The organism is Dyella sp. 2RAB6 (assembly GCF_052115385.1).
GTDB lineage: Bacteria > Pseudomonadota > Gammaproteobacteria > Xanthomonadales > Rhodanobacteraceae > Dyella_D.
In genome coordinates this window covers 326984-342869 of sequence record NZ_JBFRGP010000002.1, presented here as the reverse complement: position 1 = coordinate 342869, position 15886 = coordinate 326984, and the positions used below count along the sequence as shown (strand labels likewise).

14 protein-coding genes are annotated in these 15886 nt (G+C 66.8%); 4 read left to right on the top strand and 10 right to left on the bottom strand.

What is annotated here, in order from left to right:
* The first annotated feature begins 116 nt into the window (after nucleotides 1–116).
* From AB4083_RS05260 to AB4083_RS05245, 4 genes are all read left to right on the top strand, one after another.
* Nucleotides 117–503, top strand: a complete 387-nt coding sequence (locus tag AB4083_RS05260) for a VOC family protein (RefSeq protein ID WP_441606703.1) — start codon at nucleotides 117–119, stop codon at nucleotides 501–503.
* A 182-nt stretch (nucleotides 504–685) separates the two neighbouring features.
* A complete protein-coding gene (locus AB4083_RS05255) occupies nucleotides 686–1126 on the top strand; it encodes a hypothetical protein (RefSeq protein ID WP_441606702.1) in 441 nt (146 codons plus the stop codon).
* Between the two features lie 95 nt (nucleotides 1127–1221).
* Nucleotides 1222–2853 (top strand): carboxylesterase/lipase family protein, encoded by a 1632-nt coding sequence (locus AB4083_RS05250; protein WP_441606701.1) that lies wholly within the window; start codon nucleotides 1222–1224, stop codon nucleotides 2851–2853.
* Nucleotides 2854–4401: a S41 family peptidase gene (locus AB4083_RS05245; protein ID WP_441606700.1), complete on the top strand. Its 1548-nt coding sequence runs from the start codon at nucleotides 2854–2856 to the stop codon at nucleotides 4399–4401.
* 45 nt (nucleotides 4402–4446) lie between these two features.
* Here the strand turns inward: AB4083_RS05245 and AB4083_RS05240 are convergent, their stop codons facing one another.
* The 10 genes from AB4083_RS05240 to nirD all read right to left on the bottom strand — a co-directional run bounded on the left by AB4083_RS05240 (nucleotide 4447) and on the right by nirD (nucleotide 15883).
* Complete coding sequence (locus AB4083_RS05240) at nucleotides 4447–5580, bottom strand: hypothetical protein (RefSeq protein WP_441606699.1); 1134 nt, start codon at nucleotides 5578–5580, stop codon at nucleotides 4447–4449.
* 294 nt (nucleotides 5581–5874) lie between these two features.
* Nucleotides 5875–6492, bottom strand: a complete 618-nt coding sequence (locus AB4083_RS05235; RefSeq protein ID WP_441606698.1) for a LysE family translocator — start codon at nucleotides 6490–6492, stop codon at nucleotides 5875–5877.
* A gap of 76 nt (nucleotides 6493–6568) precedes the next feature.
* Entirely contained in the window at nucleotides 6569–7369 is an 801-nt protein-coding gene (locus tag AB4083_RS05230; RefSeq protein ID WP_441606697.1) for an AraC family ligand binding domain-containing protein, read from the bottom strand.
* Between the two features lie 825 nt (nucleotides 7370–8194).
* Nucleotides 8195–9142, bottom strand: a complete 948-nt coding sequence (locus AB4083_RS05225) for a hypothetical protein (protein ID WP_441606696.1) — start codon at nucleotides 9140–9142, stop codon at nucleotides 8195–8197.
* 176 nt (nucleotides 9143–9318) lie between these two features.
* On the bottom strand, nucleotides 9319–9699 hold the full coding sequence (locus tag AB4083_RS05220) for a hypothetical protein (protein ID WP_441606695.1): 381 nt from the start codon (nucleotides 9697–9699) through the stop codon (nucleotides 9319–9321).
* A 189-nt stretch (nucleotides 9700–9888) separates the two neighbouring features.
* Nucleotides 9889–10422, bottom strand: coding sequence for a hypothetical protein (locus AB4083_RS05215; RefSeq protein ID WP_441606694.1), 534 nt, complete (start codon nucleotides 10420–10422; stop codon nucleotides 9889–9891).
* Between the two features lie 113 nt (nucleotides 10423–10535).
* Nucleotides 10536–11366 (bottom strand): uroporphyrinogen-III synthase, encoded by an 831-nt coding sequence (locus AB4083_RS05210; protein ID WP_441606693.1) that lies wholly within the window; start codon nucleotides 11364–11366, stop codon nucleotides 10536–10538.
* Complete coding sequence (gene cysG, locus AB4083_RS05205; RefSeq protein ID WP_441606692.1) at nucleotides 11366–12802, bottom strand: siroheme synthase CysG; 1437 nt, start codon at nucleotides 12800–12802, stop codon at nucleotides 11366–11368. Before cysG ends, AB4083_RS05210 begins: the two co-directional genes overlap by 1 nt.
* A 31-nt stretch (nucleotides 12803–12833) precedes the next feature.
* A complete protein-coding gene (locus AB4083_RS05200; RefSeq protein WP_441606691.1) occupies nucleotides 12834–15545 on the bottom strand; it encodes a molybdopterin-dependent oxidoreductase in 2712 nt (903 codons plus the stop codon).
* Entirely contained in the window at nucleotides 15542–15883 is a 342-nt protein-coding gene (gene nirD / locus AB4083_RS05195; RefSeq protein ID WP_441606690.1) for a nitrite reductase small subunit NirD, read from the bottom strand. Before nirD ends, AB4083_RS05200 begins: the two co-directional genes overlap by 4 nt.
* Nucleotides 15884–15886 lie beyond the last annotated feature (3 nt).

Genomic DNA, 15886 nt, shown 5'->3' with positions numbered 1-15886 from the left:
GCAGGCGCGGGCATGGTGGCGCTATTGTCGCCGCGCTTTGCCCTGGCGTTCGCCGAGGCAAGCGCCAAGGCATGCGCAGCCACCTGCGCCCTCAGTCCGTCCGCATGGAGCAACACATGAAGCGAGTCACCGGCATCGGCGGCATCTTCTTCAAGGCCAAGGATCCGAAGGCCCTCGGCGCCTGGTACAAGACCCACCTGGGCATCGACGTGCAGGCCTGGGGCGGCGCCGCGTTTCGCTGGAAAGGACCGGACAACCCCGACGGCGGCGGCACCACCGCGTGGAGCCTGTTCGCCGCGGACAGCGATCACTTCGCGCCGAGCCCGTCCGCTTTCATGATCAATTACCGCGTCGACGACCTGCATGCTCTGCTGACCGCGCTGCGCGCCGAAGGCGTGCAGGTCGAGGACAAGGTGGACGAGTCGGACTACGGCAAGTTCGGCTGGGTCGTCGACCCCGAGGGCAACAAGGTCGAGCTGTGGGAGCCCCCGGCGGGGATGTAATCCGCCGTTATTTGTATTTATAAATCAATAGATTGCGTCGACAACTTAAGCTAGTTCAGCTCGCGCGTGCAACCCCGGCCGCGCAGCCAGGCGACGGATCGCCCTTCCCCGACTTCATTGGCGGCACTCAAGTTCACGGCCCATCGGCCGTAGCAGACTGCGCAGCCTCAGCAGGAACCCGCGTGAATCTCAGTTTCAATATGGCCGGCGCGATCGCGCCGTTCCCCGTCAAGCGTAGTGGCGCCGATTCGGCGCAGACCGGCTCTCCTTCGAAGAGCACTCCCACCCACGTAGCGCTCGGCGCAGCGACCTCGGGCAGCAAGGCCTCCGCTGCCAACAGCGCCGCGGCCAGCGATTCCAGCGGCGGCAGCCTCACCGTGCAGGTGCTGCGCAAACAGCTCGAGCGCCTGCAGAAGCAGCTCGCGCAGCAGGAGCGCCAGCTGCGTGCGGCCGTGGCCCGCGACAAGGACAACGACCCGGCCAACGCCCCGCGCATCGCCGCCCTGCAGTCCACGGTAGCCACCACCATGGGCCAGATTGCCGAGACGGTGGCGCGGCTGGCCGCGGCCCTGATGGCCGAAAGCGGCAGCAGCAGCGGCAACCTGGTCAGTTCGGCGGCCTGAGCTTGCACCTCTCGCGAGGCACCCACGGAAAAACGCAAGGCGGCATGGCCGATTTCTGATAGGCCCTGGGCTTCGACCGAGGCCGGCGATGCGCGATGATCGAACCCTTCACCGTGCCGCCGAAGGGTTCGACCATGCCTGCTGCTTTCCCGTTGATGCGCCGCCTGGGCCTTGCGCTCGCCATCGCCCTGGTTTTCTCGCCGCTGCATGCCGCGGATACGCCGCCCGTGGCGACAGTGGCCAGTGGCCGTCTGTCGGGTATCCACGACGCGAAAACCGGCCTGAACGAATTCCAGGGCATTCCCTACGCCGCGCCGCCCGTCGGGCCGCTGCGCTGGAAGCCGCCGCAACCGGCGGTCGCGTGGAAGGACCTGCGCAAGGCCGAGCGCTTCGGCCCGCGCTGCATGCAGCGCCCGATCTTCAGCGACATGCTGTTCCGCTCGAATGGCATGAGCGAGGACTGCCTGTACCTCAACGTGTGGGCACCGGCCGATAGCGCAAACAAGAAGCTGCCGGTGCTGGTGTACTTCTACGGCGGCGGCTTTGTCGGCGGCGACGGCTCGGAGCTGCGCTACGACGGCGCGGCCCTGGCCCAGCGGGGCATCGTGACCGTCACGGTCAACTACCGCCTGGATGTATTCGGCTTTCTCGCCACGCCGGAGCTGGCCGCCGAGTCGCCGCAGCACGCCGCCGGCAACTACGGCCTGCTCGACCAGGCCGCGGCGCTGGCCTGGGTGAAGCAGAACATCGCCGCGTTCGGCGGCGATCCGGGCCAGGTCACCATCGGCGGCGAGTCGGCCGGCTCCATGTCGGTGTCGGCGCTGATGGCGTCGCCGTTGTCGAAAGGCCTGATGCGCGGTGCGATCGGCGAAAGCGGTTCCGTGCTCGGCAATCTCGAACCGCGCCCGCTGGCGCAGACGCTGCAGGAAGGCAGCGCTTTTGCGCGGCGCGTGAACGCAAGCTCGCTGCAGCAGTTGCGCAAAGCCAGCGCACAGTCGCTGCTCGATGCCGCCGGCCAGAAAGACGTGCCGGAATTCGGCCCCACCATCGACGGCTATTTCTTCCCGCGCTCGCCTACGGCCATCTACGCGGCCGGCGAACAGGCGCATATCCCGCTGCTGCTCGGCGCCAACTCGCAGGAAGGCAGCTACGTCAACCTGCTCGACAAGGCCGCGCCGGATCCGGCCCATTACCGCGCCGCGGTACAGAAGCAGCTCGGCGAACACGCCGATGCCGCGCTCAAGCTCTATCCCGGCACGAACGAGGCGCAGATCAAGGCCAGCGGCACGGCGCTCGCGGGCGACCGGTTCATCGCCTACTCGACCTGGGCGTGGATGCGCGTCCACCGCCAGACCGGGCAGGCGCCGGTGTTCTATTACTTCTTCAACCAGGCACGCCCGGCCAAGCGCGACGGCAGCGCCGGCCCGGATGCCGGCGCGGTGCACAGCGGCGAGATCGAATACGCGCTGGGCAACCTGCCGGGCAATGCCGTGTATGCGTGGACGCAGGCCGATCGCCAGGTCTCCGAAACCATGCAGGCGTACTGGGCGCAGTTCATCAAGACCGGCACGCCGAACGGCCCGGGCCTGCCGCACTGGCCGGCCGCGGCGGACAAGGACGGCGGCCTGCTGCGCCAGACCATCGGCGCGGACACGCGCACGCACGTCGACCGCGATGCGGCGCGCTACGAGTTCCTGCAGCGCGCGCTGGCGGGCGAGCATCTCTGAGTGGCACCGATACGGCGCCGCGTGCGCGGGCTTGCGCTGGCCCTGGCCCTGGCCATCATGGCGTCGCCCATCGGCGGCGCCGTCCCCGCCACGGCAGCGGAACCCGGTCCGGCGGCATCCACGGCATTGACGCCGGTCCAGGCCAGCGAAGACCTGGAGCTGGCCCTGTCCGCGCTCGAAGCCGCCCTGCCCGACATCTACTGGCATCAATCGCGCGCGGACTGGCAGCGCGCCAAGGACGCCGCGCGCGCCAGGATCGGCACCGTTTCGAGCGGCGAAGAGCTGTGGCGCATCCTGATGCCGCTGCTGGCACGGATCGGCGAAGGCCATATGAGCCTCGCGCCCAGCGTCGCGATGAAACAGCACGAGCGGGATACGGCCCTGCTGCCGCTGGCGGTGCACTGGACCGAACGCGGCGCCTACGTCATCGACGGCTACGGCGAGGCCGGCGACATACCGCAAGGCACCGCCATCGTGTCCATCGACGGCAAGAACACGCAGGCGCTGGCGGACGAGCTGATGTTCGCCGCCACGCGCGACGGCACCATTCGCACCGGCATCCTGCGCGAGGCCTCGGGCAAGGGCTATGGCGAGCTGCTGTACCGCATGACCGGCTCGCGCGCGAACTTCCACCTGGTCCTGCGCACGGCTGACGGCAAGCTGCTGGAGCGTGACGTCGCCGGAGTCGCTCCCGCCTTGCGCAAGGAACGCGCATCGGCCGCCACGCCAGACGTGGCCACGCTCGAATGGCTGGATGCCAGCACCGCCTATCTCGATGTCCCGACCTTCAGCAACAAGAGATACCGCGCGGCGGGCGCCGACTTCGCCGCCACCATGCAGCGGCTGTTCGAGGAGCTGCACCGGCGCGGCGCCGCCAACCTGATCCTCGACCTGCGCGACAACGGCGGCGGTTCCGAACCCAACGAAAGCATTCTGTTCTCGTACCTGGTGGAGCCGCCACTGCACAAATACGCGGCGGTGGAGGCACGCGGACGCCGCATCGCGGTCGCCGATGCCAGCGGCAGGCCGTACGAGGTGGAAGTGTTCGACGGCGATGAAATGAAAACGCAGCGGCGCCTGCCGAATGGCCGGCTGACCCGGCGCAATCTTCCGCCGGAAGGCCTGATGACGCGCTGGCAGCGTGCGTCGCCGGTGTATCGCGGCCGCCTGGTCGTGCTGGCCGGGGGCAATACTTTCTCCGGCGGCGCCGAACTGGCCTCGATGCTGTTCCACGTGCGGCGCGCCGTCTTCGTCGGCGAAGAGGTGGGCGGAACCCATGAGGGCAATACCAGCGGCTACCGCTGGTCGCTGGACCTGCCCAACAGCGGCATGAGCCTGCACATACCGCTGCTGCAATTCCGCTTTGCCTGGCCCGGCCTGCCGCGCGACCGCGGCGTGCGCCCGGATTGCGCTGTGCCGCCGGATGTCATGGAGCTGGGCCTGCGCAAGGATGCCGCATGGCGCGCCGCCAGGGACATCCTGCGCCAGCCGTGGACGACGCCAGGCGCAGCGGCCTGCCCGGCCGAAACGATCGGCGCCGACGCCTAGCGCCAACCGCGAGGGTGTCTTCGAACACCCTCCGGCCCCTGCGTTTCAATCCGCGTAGTCTTCCGCGTGGCTCACATCGTCGGTCGGCCACCAGTAGCGGCCGTTGTCCGCAGGCGACAGGTTGGTATTGCCATCGCCGAGCCGCGCCTGATAGACGTTGTTGCGCCACACCGAACCCTGCGCCGTGCCGCCCCACAGGCCGCCGTAGACCGGGCCCCACAACTCCTTCAGTTCCGCCGAGAACACATTGCCGGTCACGGTCAGGTTGGTGGCGTTGTTCTTCACGCCGAAGCTGAGCGCGTAGCCATAGCCGGATACGTAGTTGTTGGTGAAGCTGATGTGGTCGTAGACGCCGTCGCCCTGCAGCGCCAGCGCGTTGGTATTGCCCAGCGAGGCGATGGTGTTGTGGTCGATGATCATCGGCCCGCCGTCACCCTCGCTCTGCGGCCCGATACCGTCGTGGTGGTAGACGTTGTGCGAGGTGTCCGCGGCGTCGTGGATGTAGTTGTTGGTCCAGGTCGAAGGGCGGTCCGGAAAGCCGGTGGTGATCTCCAGGCCCGCATTGCCCCAGATATCGTTGTGATCCATCGTCGCCACCGCCTCGTTCATGGTGGTCACCAGCTGCCAGGATTGCTTGAACGGCGTGCCGGGCGTGGTATGCGAGGACGACACCGTACCGTTGTTGCCCGGCGGCAAGACATAGGCGTTCGGCTTGAAGGTCGAATAGCGGAACGTGATCTTGCTCGACGCGTAGAGCTGCACCAGGTTGTCGTTGGGACTCTTGCCCTCGAACAGGCAGCCGACGAAGGTGAGGTCGTCGCCGTAGATCACTACTTTAGACGCCAGAAAGCGCGTAAACGAAATCACGCTGTGGTCGGGATAGGTGACGATGATCGGCTTGCTCGCGCTCATGCTCGCGGCGTAGTCGGTCAGGTGCCCGGGATAAGCGCCCAGCCCCAGTCCGCCGGTATTGGCAGGCGTGTTGGCATAACCGGTATTGGAGAAGTCGGGCCAGTAGCCCGAGCCGTCGTTGGGCCGCGCCGTCAGCGCGGTGGCGGCGCTGGCGTAGTGGCTCAGCGGATCGGTGCCAGGCGCTGCCGCATGTGCCGCGGCGGGCACCTGTGCCATCGCGAAGACGGCGAAGAGCTGCGAGTAAAGAACGGTACGTGCCAGATGCATGGCGGATTCCTTGTGAACTTCAACCTAGGGACACGGTGCGGCGCGATGCCGACCGTGGATGAAGACGACGACCATGAATGGACTGCGCTTCGCGGCACGGGCGGCCGCGAAACCTGACGACTGGACGAGACAGCGACCTTGCCTGTGACATACAAGGCGGTGCGAGCGATCTGGATAGCCCCTGCGGGCTTTGCGCAGCCCGATTCGAAATGACTATACACATTGTATGCATCGACCCGGGCGGGCCTGTTGTCGACGCGCTCACACATTCACGGGGCGCATCTCCCCCGTTGATTACGTCCGGGTGGTGGCGAACACCAGCTTCAATCCCAGGCCGGCGAATCCCAAGGCAAACACGCGGCGCAACCACGTCGTCACCCGCGGACGCGCGAGCACGCGCGTCCGCATGAAGGAGGCGAAGGCGCCGTAGATCGCGAACACGATCATGGTCATCAGCATGAAGATGCCGCCGAGCAGCAGCAGGCTCGCGATGGGCGACCGGTCGTCCCTGGCGATGAACTGCGGCAGGAAGGCCAGGAAGAAAATCGGCAGCTTCGGGTTGAGCAGATTCAGCAGGATCGCCGATGTCACGATGCGCAAAGGCGAGCGTGCGCCGGTTGCGCTTTCAGGATCGAGCGCACTGCGGTCCCGCCAGGTGCGCCACGCCATGTACAGCAGATACGCCGCGCCCGCGTACTTGAGCAGTTCGAAGGCGAAAGCGCTGGCATGAAACACCGCCGCCAGGCCGAACACCGCCGCCGCCATATGCGGCACGATGCCCAGCGTGCAACCGAGCGCGGCCAGCAGGCTGGCCCGCGTGCCGCGCGACAGGCCGGTCGATACGGTATAGAGCACGCCGGTGCCGGGCGAGGCGACCACCAGCAATGAGGTGAGCAGGAAGGCGATGCTCATGCGGTCTCTCCTTGGCATCAGGGAGGCGCGACCATCGCAGATGGGGTTTGCCGGGTCTTGAAGAAAATTGCGGGGCTTAGCCCAGCGCGTCCCGGTAGCGGCCCGGGGTGATGCCGAACTGGCGCAAAAAAGCACGCGTCAGGTGGCTCTGGTCGGCGAAGCCGGCGAGCTGCGCGGCCTCGGCGACGGCATGGCCCTGGCGCAGATGGCGGCGTGCCAGGCGTACCCGCAGTTGGATACGGTAAGCGTGCGGGGTGGTGCCGACGTCGCGCAGGAAGCCGCGGATCAACTGGAAGCGGCTGACGTCGCACGAGATGGCCAGTTCGGATAAGGAAGTCCCGGCAGCGGGCTCCGCGTCGATCCATTCCAGTGCGCGTGCGACCGAGGGCGAGGTGGTTGGCAGGCGTGGGCCGCTGAGGCGGTGTTGCTTCACTACCTGTACCAGGCAGGCCAGCAGCAGCTCTTCGGCCTCACCGCTCGATGCAGGAGATTGCAGCGCCGCCAATAGCTTCGTTACTGCGCTTGCCAATGCGTGGTCATGCGCAACCGGTTGGCATATGACGTCAGCGCCGCCGAATTCCGCTGCCAGTTCGCGTGCCACCAGCTCCGGTTCGAGGTAGGCAATCTGCCAACCGCGGGTACCGCCGATCGGTGTGCCGTCGTGCACTTCGCCGGGGTTGACCATGATCACGTCGCCGACCGCGGATTCCACTGCCCCTACCCCGCTCCAGGATTTCTGCGCGCCGGAGGTGATGATGCCGAGGCCGAACTGGTCGTGGGCGTGGCGGGGGAAGCTGTGTTCGCTGAGCAGCGACAGCGCTTCTACGCCGGGGAGGCTGGAGCGGAGTTGCGTTGCCTGGTGGGTTTTCGTGGGCAAGGCGATGGGGTCAGTACTGGGGCGACAGGTTTCCAGCATACGCCCGATATCAAACCCTGCTCCCTCCGGGAGCACGCGGGGAGAGCACAGGGATGTGCCCTCTTCGCGTGGAGGAGCGAGGAAGCTGGCGGCAGCCGGATGAGGTGTAGCGAGTCGCGATATTTCGCCGGGGCGGGTGAGATAAACGGCGGATGGGTGGCGTTTCACCTGTGGCAACTGCATTGCCGCCAGGGAAACCCACCCAACCGAGGTCAGGTCGGCGTTCGTACCAGGGTTCGTTCGGCCAGGAGGAGTCTGCGGTCCCTATCCAGGACAAGCTCCATGCGCCACACCTTCCACCCGATGTGGCTCTGGGCTCTGGCATCGCCGGCATGAAACGGACCAAGCATGCAGCCTACTTCGGCAGTGTCTCAGGTCCTTAGAACTGATCCCGGCTGCCCCATAAGCGAAGGGCGACCCTACGGCCGCCCTTCGGTCAAACGCCCCGTGTTCTAGCCTTTATACAGAGTGACGAACGCGATCACCGCGAGGCCAATGCAAAGCAGGCTGAGCAACTTCGCAGCGAACGACATTCGCACGCCTTTCTGTAGGCGTTCCTCGTATATCTCCGGCAGAGTTTTCGACAGGCCACGCCATGAGCGATTCAGCAGATGCGCGCCGAGCCAACCGGTAAGGCTTGCCAAGATCAAAAGATCGAACCGCCTGGTTGGAGGCCCGACTATTGCCGCGCCAAGGCACGCGATGATGCAAAGAAGTGCCAAAGCGAATACCCACTCGCTGCGTCTATCTGGAAGCCCAAGCCATTGAGCAATCATCTGCTAACCCTCAATTGAAACAGCCGTCACCTTCGTCCGCGCCGAGGTCATAGGTGTCATCCCAGTCGCCATAGGGATCGTTGCTGGACGATACCGGATACTGAAACATTCCGTCAGCCGCGTGTTCGTTGATGCCGCGCTGAACGCCGGTGCTATTCGTGATGGAATTGGCGGCGTTCTGGACACGCTCAACAACACCAGCCGTCGTGCCGCCGATCGCGTCCCACGCTGACGGGTCATATTCCTGGATGAGACTGCCAACCTGTGTGCCAATCTCCCAGCCGATGCCCGCCGCGGCGGCAACCTGGCCGCCAGCGTAGATGATCGTTTCCGACAGAGCCGCACCCGCGCCGAGACTGCCCACGGGCGCCGTGCGGAACTCTAAGTAAATCTCCTCCAACGTCATGTAGCGAGTGGGTGCGGGGCCGGACATCGGCATGACCGTCGTTGGAACCTTCACTTCGCCGGCAGCCACGCGCGCGGTGTAAAGGGTGGCGACCGACGGCGATGCGGAGCGCTGGACGGCGGCGGAGACATCACTGACGCCGAACGTGCCTGCTACGCGCACCAGTTCCTTTGCGCTGAGTCGAGAAGCGAAGACGTCGAGAAGCTTCGGCGGTAAACCGGCATTCGACTGTTTATAGACCCGAGCGATGCCCGCAAGCTCCTTATCCGACAACCTGGAGAGGATGAGGGACGTCGAGCCTTGCGAGAAATTCGTTTCGACGACGCTGGCAAACCTGGCGTGAATCTCCTCTGGGGTCGCCCCTAGTGTCCTCGCGGCCCTAAGGCGCACTACATCTTGAATAGGCGGATTCGGGTCGCCCTCGCCGCAGCTCGGCAACAAGTTGGGATGAGGTTGGGCCGTGGACGAGATACCTGCGTGCGCCTGCGTGGCGGCGAAAGATGCGGCAAGAACTGTAGCGGCAAGCAATGTCGAACGAATGCCAAATTCCATGAAATGTCTTCCCTTCCAAGTGTGACCCCCTTTCGAGGCCGAATCGTTGGAGAGGGCTATGGCATGGTCAACCGAAATATATCGCCAGCACAGCAAGTTATTCCGTTGAGGCATCGTGAAAACTAAGGATTGCCAAGCGCCGTAGCTCCCGCAAGTTCTCGCTTGTCATCTTTCGCCTAGAGCAATTTGAGAACCGACCCGCAATGCTCAGCTGTCTGGGAATGGCGTCGATGGGATGGTGCTGCCGGGCAATGCGACGCCCTGAGTGAAGCGTAGTTCGTCGATGTAGCCAGTGAAAACAGGCTATTGCCCACGACATACCGAACGATGCTGATCGCCGAACTCGGATTGCTAGACGATGGTGCGCACGGGTCGGCCTGGCCGATCAGCACGTTGCCCATGTACAGCTGCAACTTGGTGCCCGCGCCGCACGCGGGATCGAACGACACCTTGAAGTAGTGCGTCGCGTTGACCGAGACCGAGCCGCCTGTGATGCGCGCGCAGTAGGTGCCGCCCGTACCTCTGGCCCATACGAAGTCGAGCTTGGCATTGGCCATGACATCGATGCCGATGCCGATGCCGATCGTGTCGGTGCCAATGCCGCCGCACCTGAGGTCTTCGTGAGGGAACTCGGGACCAGTTTGAAGGTGTTCACCATGTCCCCGAACACCCGTCCACCATGTGGACGGTCTGTACACCCTGGAGAGAGAGGGGGTATGTCTGCTCGGCAGCCTGCTGCCGCCCGCTCACATCGAATACCGATACGGCTTCCCCGCTTGGCAATCGAGCACGTTCTGCGCCGTCAGCCGCGCATAAGGCCGCAAGCTTTCCTCCCTGGCGACCATCACATCCTGCGTCTGGCGCATTTTATCCAGCGCCGCACAGAACGCCGGCGAGTGCGCGATTTTCTCGGCATCCGCATCGATACCGCGCGATGCGCCATCCGAGCCATGAATCATCGACCCGAGCAACAACCGCGGCACCGCGTACCTGGTCAGGCGCGACGCTGCATCGAAGGAAATATCGATGATCGCCAGCGATGCCTCGCGATAATCGAGAATGGCGGCGCGCTGCTCCGTCGTGATCGCCAGCGGCTCCTTGTCGATGGTGACCCCGCCAGTCACATCGATATACGCCTTGGGCACGTTCGCCTCGCTGCGCAGTTCCAGCGGCTCCTGATGCACCTTGACGCGGCTCTCCTCCATGACGCGCCTTGCCGTCGAGGAGCAGCCTGCAAGCAGGACGGCGCTGACGAACAGCAGCAGGGTTCGGACTTGCATGGCGCACTCGCGTCGACGGGCTAAGGTGCCGAAGATAAATACCTGCGCCCCGCCTGCCCCCTGCCAAAGGTCGTGACTCCCGCTGCCTCCCCCAGAAGTCAGGCCCCGCCGGCTCAGCGCGCCAAAGCCTCGGCCAAGGCCGTGCTCAAGGGCTTCATGTAGTAATTGCCCGACGGGACCGCATGGACGCGAATGCCATGCTGCGCCAGGGCATCCGCCACCACCGGCCCGACCGCGGCCACCACCACGCGCGACAAGGCATCCTTCAAGCCATCTTCGTGCCCATGCATGCCGGCCAGCCGGAACAGCCGCGCCACCTGCTGGATGCTGGTGAACGCGATGGCATCGAGCTCGCCCTGCCGCATGCCTTCGAGCATGGCCAGCACGTTGGCGTCGTCGGCTGCATCGGCGTAGCGATAAGGCGCCACCGGCCATGCCTGCGCGCCAAGGTCGGCCAGGCATGCCATCAACGGCGCATTGGGTTCTATGCCGTATAGCTGCACGCCGACGTTGCGTCCACGCAAGTCCAGCTCGCGCAGGCAGGCGATCACGCCCGGCGTGGTGGCCGGTTCCGCTACCAGCGCCGGGCGCAGGCCCAGTTCGCGCAGCTCGCGCCCTGGCTTGGGGCCACGCGCGATGATGCGCACCCGCGCCAGCCGCGCGATAAAGCGCTCGCCCCACTCCGGCGCATGCTGGTCCAGCACACCGAGCAGCCGGCGCAGTCCTTCGCCGGTAAACAGCACCAGGTCGTCGCAGCCGCCGTCGTTGAAGCGGCGTAGCCATGCCAGTACCGGCGCGGGATCCGCCGCGTCGCGAATCTCCACCAGCGGACAACGCAGCACCGTAGCGCCGCGGCGCTCCAGCAGGGTCGCGAACACGTCGAGCTCGCGCGATTCGGGCACGGCGATACGCCGCCCCGCCAGGGCCTGTTCGGGCACCGCCATCAGGCCACCTCCATGCACGCCAACTGCGGCGGCGCGATGGGCGCATCGTCCACCAGGCTGCCGAACCAGCTGTGCTCGCGCGCGAACGCAGCCACTTCGCCTACGATCAGCAAGGCCGGCGTGCCCACCGCATGCTCCCTGGCAAGCCGGGGCAGATCGTGCAGCTCACCGGCGATCACGCGCTGCCGCGGCAGGCTGCCGTGTTCGATCAGGGCCACCGGCGTAAGCGGATCGCGGCCATGCGCAAGCAATCGCGCCGTCAGCATGCCGATCCGCTCCACGCCCATGTACACGGCCAGCGTCTGCCGCGGCTGGGCAAGCATGGCGTCGCTCAGCGTCTCCGCCGCGTCCTTGCCATGCGCCGTGACCAGGCAGACCGACTGCGCATGCTCGCGATGGGTCAGCGGGATGCCCGCGTACGCGGCGCAGGCCACGGCGGCAGTGATGCCGGGCACGATCTCGCAATCGATGCCATGGCCGCGCAGGAAGGCCAGCTCCTCGCCACCGCGGCCGAACACGAACGGGTCGCCGCCTTTCAGCCGCACCACCCGGCGCCCGGCGCGGGCATGCGCGAGCATCAGTTCATGGGTCTGCTCCTGCGGCACATGGCGGCCGCCGCAGCGCTTGCCCACGTCGATGCGTTCCGCATCGCGGCGCGCCATGGCCAGGATCTCAGCGCCGATCAGCTGGTCGTGCAGGATCACATCGGCCTGGCCGAGCGCGCGCAGCGCCGACAAGGTCAGCAGGCCGGGATCGCCGGGACCGGCGCCGACCAGGATCACCGAACCCTTGCGCGGCATGGCCAGCTCCGTGCGCAGCGCATCGAGCAGCGCCCGCTCCGCGTCCACCGGCCGGGCGCGCCGCAGCAGCTTCAGCACCGGCCCGTCGTGCAGCCAGCCATAGAAGCCGCGGCGCTCCGACAGATCGGCAAAGCGCCGCGCGATACCGCCGCGATGGCGCTGCGCAAGCGCCACCAGCGGGCCCAGGGCATGGTCCAGCACGCGCTCCAGCATTTCGCGCACGCGGCTGGCCAGGGCGGGTGCCGCGCCGCCGGTGGAAATGGCCACCATCAGCGGCGCGCGATCGATCACCGCCGGCACGTGGAAACGCGACAGCACGGCATCGTCGACCACGTTCGCCAGGATGCGCCGCGCACCGGCATCGGCCGCGATCCGTGCATTGACCGCGCGCTCGCCGGTGGCCGCCACCACCAGCCACATCTCGTCGAGCCAGGCAGACGTGTATTCGCCGCGCAACCAGGTCACTTCGCCGCCCTCTGCCAACCGGGCCAGTTCCGCCTCGAGCCGCGGCGCACCGACGCGCACCTGCGCACCCGCCTCGCGCAAGGCGGCCACCTTGCGTCTGGCCACACTGCCGCCGCCCACCACCAGCACCGGCAACCCGTTCAGATCGGCAAACAGCGGATACAGCTTCATGAGTGTCTCCTCCAGCCGCTTCCCTGCCGTTTCATGCCGCGGACGTCGCCCGCGTTTCGGCGATCAGCCGCCGCAACTCGGGAATGCAGGAACCGCAATTGCCACCCGCGCGCAGCTCGGCGGTGATCTGCGCCGGCAGGTCCATATCGTTCGCGCGGATCGCCTGCAGAATGCTGTTGCGCCCCACGCCGAAGCAGGAACACACCACCGGCCCGGGGTCCCCGCCACCACCCGGCGGCTCGCCCGACAGCAGGGCAAGCCGGTCATCCGGCTCCAGCCGCTCGCGCGCGAACAGCGACGACAGCCATTGCCGCGACGGCAGGTGCGGTTGCGCGGCGAGGAACAGGCAGGATTCGATGCGGCCATCGCGCAGGTGCACCGCGCGATACACGCCGGTCTCGCGATCCTCGAACGCCAGCCAATCCGCCGCTGCATCGCTCACGCCCAGCCAGGCCTTCGCCCACGCATCGCAATCGAGCGGCCGCTCGCGATGGGCCAGCTCGTAACGCAGGAAATGCTCGCCGCGGATCAGCGTCCAGTAACTCAGGGCGGAGGCCGGCAAGGTCTGCCGCGCCAGCGCAAAGCCATACCAGCGCACCGCGAACGGCTCGACCCGCACCGGCGTGTGCTTGAACTCCGGTTCGCCGGAGACCGGATCCACCGCCGGATTCACCACGCCGCCGACGCGCGCGTCCGAGGCGAACTGATCGCTCCAGTGGATCGGCACGAACACCTGCCCGGCGAGGATGCCGCCACCGTGGCGCACCCGCCCCACCATCGAACCCCAGCGCGAACTCACCCGCGCCAGCGTGCCTTCGCGCACGCCGCAGCGCAGCGCATCGTGCGGATGCATGTCGACGAAGGGTTCGCCGATATGGTTATTGAGGCGCGGCGAGCGCGCGGTGCGGGTCATGGTGTGCCACTGGTCGCGGATGCGGCCGGTGTTGAGCACCAGCGGATATTCGCGATCCACCGCATGTACCGGCGGACGCGAGGCGGTGGCGACGAAACGTGCGCGGCCGTGGGCATGGCTGAAGCGGCCGTCGGCGAACAGGCGCGGCGTACCCACGCCCTGTTCGGAGACCGGCCATTGCACCGGCGCCAGCGCCTCGTAGGCCTGCCGATCGAGTTTCGCCAGCGCGCCCAGATGCAGACGCCGATACGCCGACGGCACGCCGTCGGCCATCGGCTCGCGGTTGCGAAAAGCAGTGAGTTGGGCATGCTCGACGAAAATCTCGTGCGGGTTGGCGAAATCGAAACCCCGCTCGAAACCCATCCGCCGCGCCACGTCGCACACCACGCGCCAATCCGCCCGCGCCTCGCCCGGCGCCGGCAGGAAAGTCCGCTGGCGCGATATGCGCCGCTCGGAACTGGTCACCGTACCGTCCTTCTCGCCCCAGCCCAGGGCCGGCAGCAGGACGTGAGCGAAGGCATTCGTATCGGTGCGCTCGACGATGTCCGAGCACACCACCAGCTCGCAGCGCGCCAGTGCGGCGCGCACCTTGTCGGCGTCGGGCAGGCTTACCGCCGGGTTGGTCGCCATGATCCACAGCGCCTTGATGCGTCCCTCGCCCACCGCGTCGAACAGCTCCACCGCCTTCAGGCCCGGCCGCTCGGCCATACGCGGCGACTGCCAGAACGCCTGCACGATATCCCGATGCACCGCATCGCCCAGCTCCAGATGCGCCGCCAGCATATTGGCCAGCCCGCCCACCTCGCGCCCGCCCATCGCATTGGGCTGGCCGGTGATCGAGAACGGCCCCATGCCCGGCCGGCCGATGCGCGCGGTGGCCAGATGGCAATTGATGATGGCGTTGACCTTGTCGGTGCCGCTGCTGGACTGGTTCACGCCCTGCGAAAACAAGGTCACCACTTTCTCGTGCCGCGCGAACAGGCGATAGAACGCCACCACGTCGGCCGCCTGCAGACCGCACTGCCGCGCCACCTCGGCCGGATCGCCCGCTTCCGCCTCGGCCGCCGCCAGTGCCTGGTCGAAACCCTCGCTGTGCGCATCGATAAATGCAGGATCGATCACACCGTGCCGGAACAGGAACGACAGCAGTCCATTGAACAAGCGCACGTCGGTGCCGGGGCGGATCGGCAGGTGCAGATCCGCGCCTTCGCAGGTGGCGGTGAAGCGCGGGTCGATCACCACCACGCGCGGAGCGTCGCGGCCCTCGCGCGCATGCGTCACGCGCTGGAACAACACCGGGTGGCACCAGGCCGTATTGGAACCGACCAGCACGACCAGCTCGGCCTGCTCCAGGTCCTCGTAGCAACCCGGCACCACGTCCTCGCCGAACGCACGCTTGTGTCCTGCCACCGCAGAGGACATGCACAAGCGCGAGTTGGTATCGACATTGGCGGTGCCCAGGTAACCCTTGGCCAGCTTGTTGACGACGTAGTAGTCCTCGGTCAGCAACTGCCCCGAAACATAGAACGCCACCGCATCCGGACCATGTTCCGCGACGACGCGCGAGAACCCGTCCGCCACCTGCTGGATCGCCTCGTCCCATGCCGCGCGGCGCATGCTGCCATCCGCTGCGCGCAGCAATGGATGCAACAAACGCCCTTCCCGCCCGAGCGTATCGCCGAGCGCCGCGCCCTTGACGCACAGGCGCCCAAGGTTGGACGCATGCGCCGTATCGCCCGCCACCCGCGCCGCACCGTCCGCATCCACATGAGCCAGTACGCCGCAACCGACGCCGCAATAAGGACAGGTGGTGCGTACCGCTTCGCTCATGCGCCGCCTTGCCCCACCTGCACCTGGTCGCCGTGCCGCCGCACCACCCAGGTGCGTACCGCCTGCTGCGGCTTTTCCAGGCACTCGCCGGTGCGCAGGTCGAAATGCTGCTTTTGGATCGGCGAGGCCACCACCACGCGCTCGCCCAGATTGCCGACCAGTCCGCGCGACAGCACGGACGCGCCCGAGCAAGGGTCGAGATTGTCGATGGCGTAAAGCTCCTCGCCGACACGGAACACCGCCACCTGCGCATCGCCCACCCGCGCGCACACGCCGGTGGACGGCACGATGTCGCCGATAGCGCAGATGGAAATCCAGCCCGCTGCTTCGATCGTCATCGC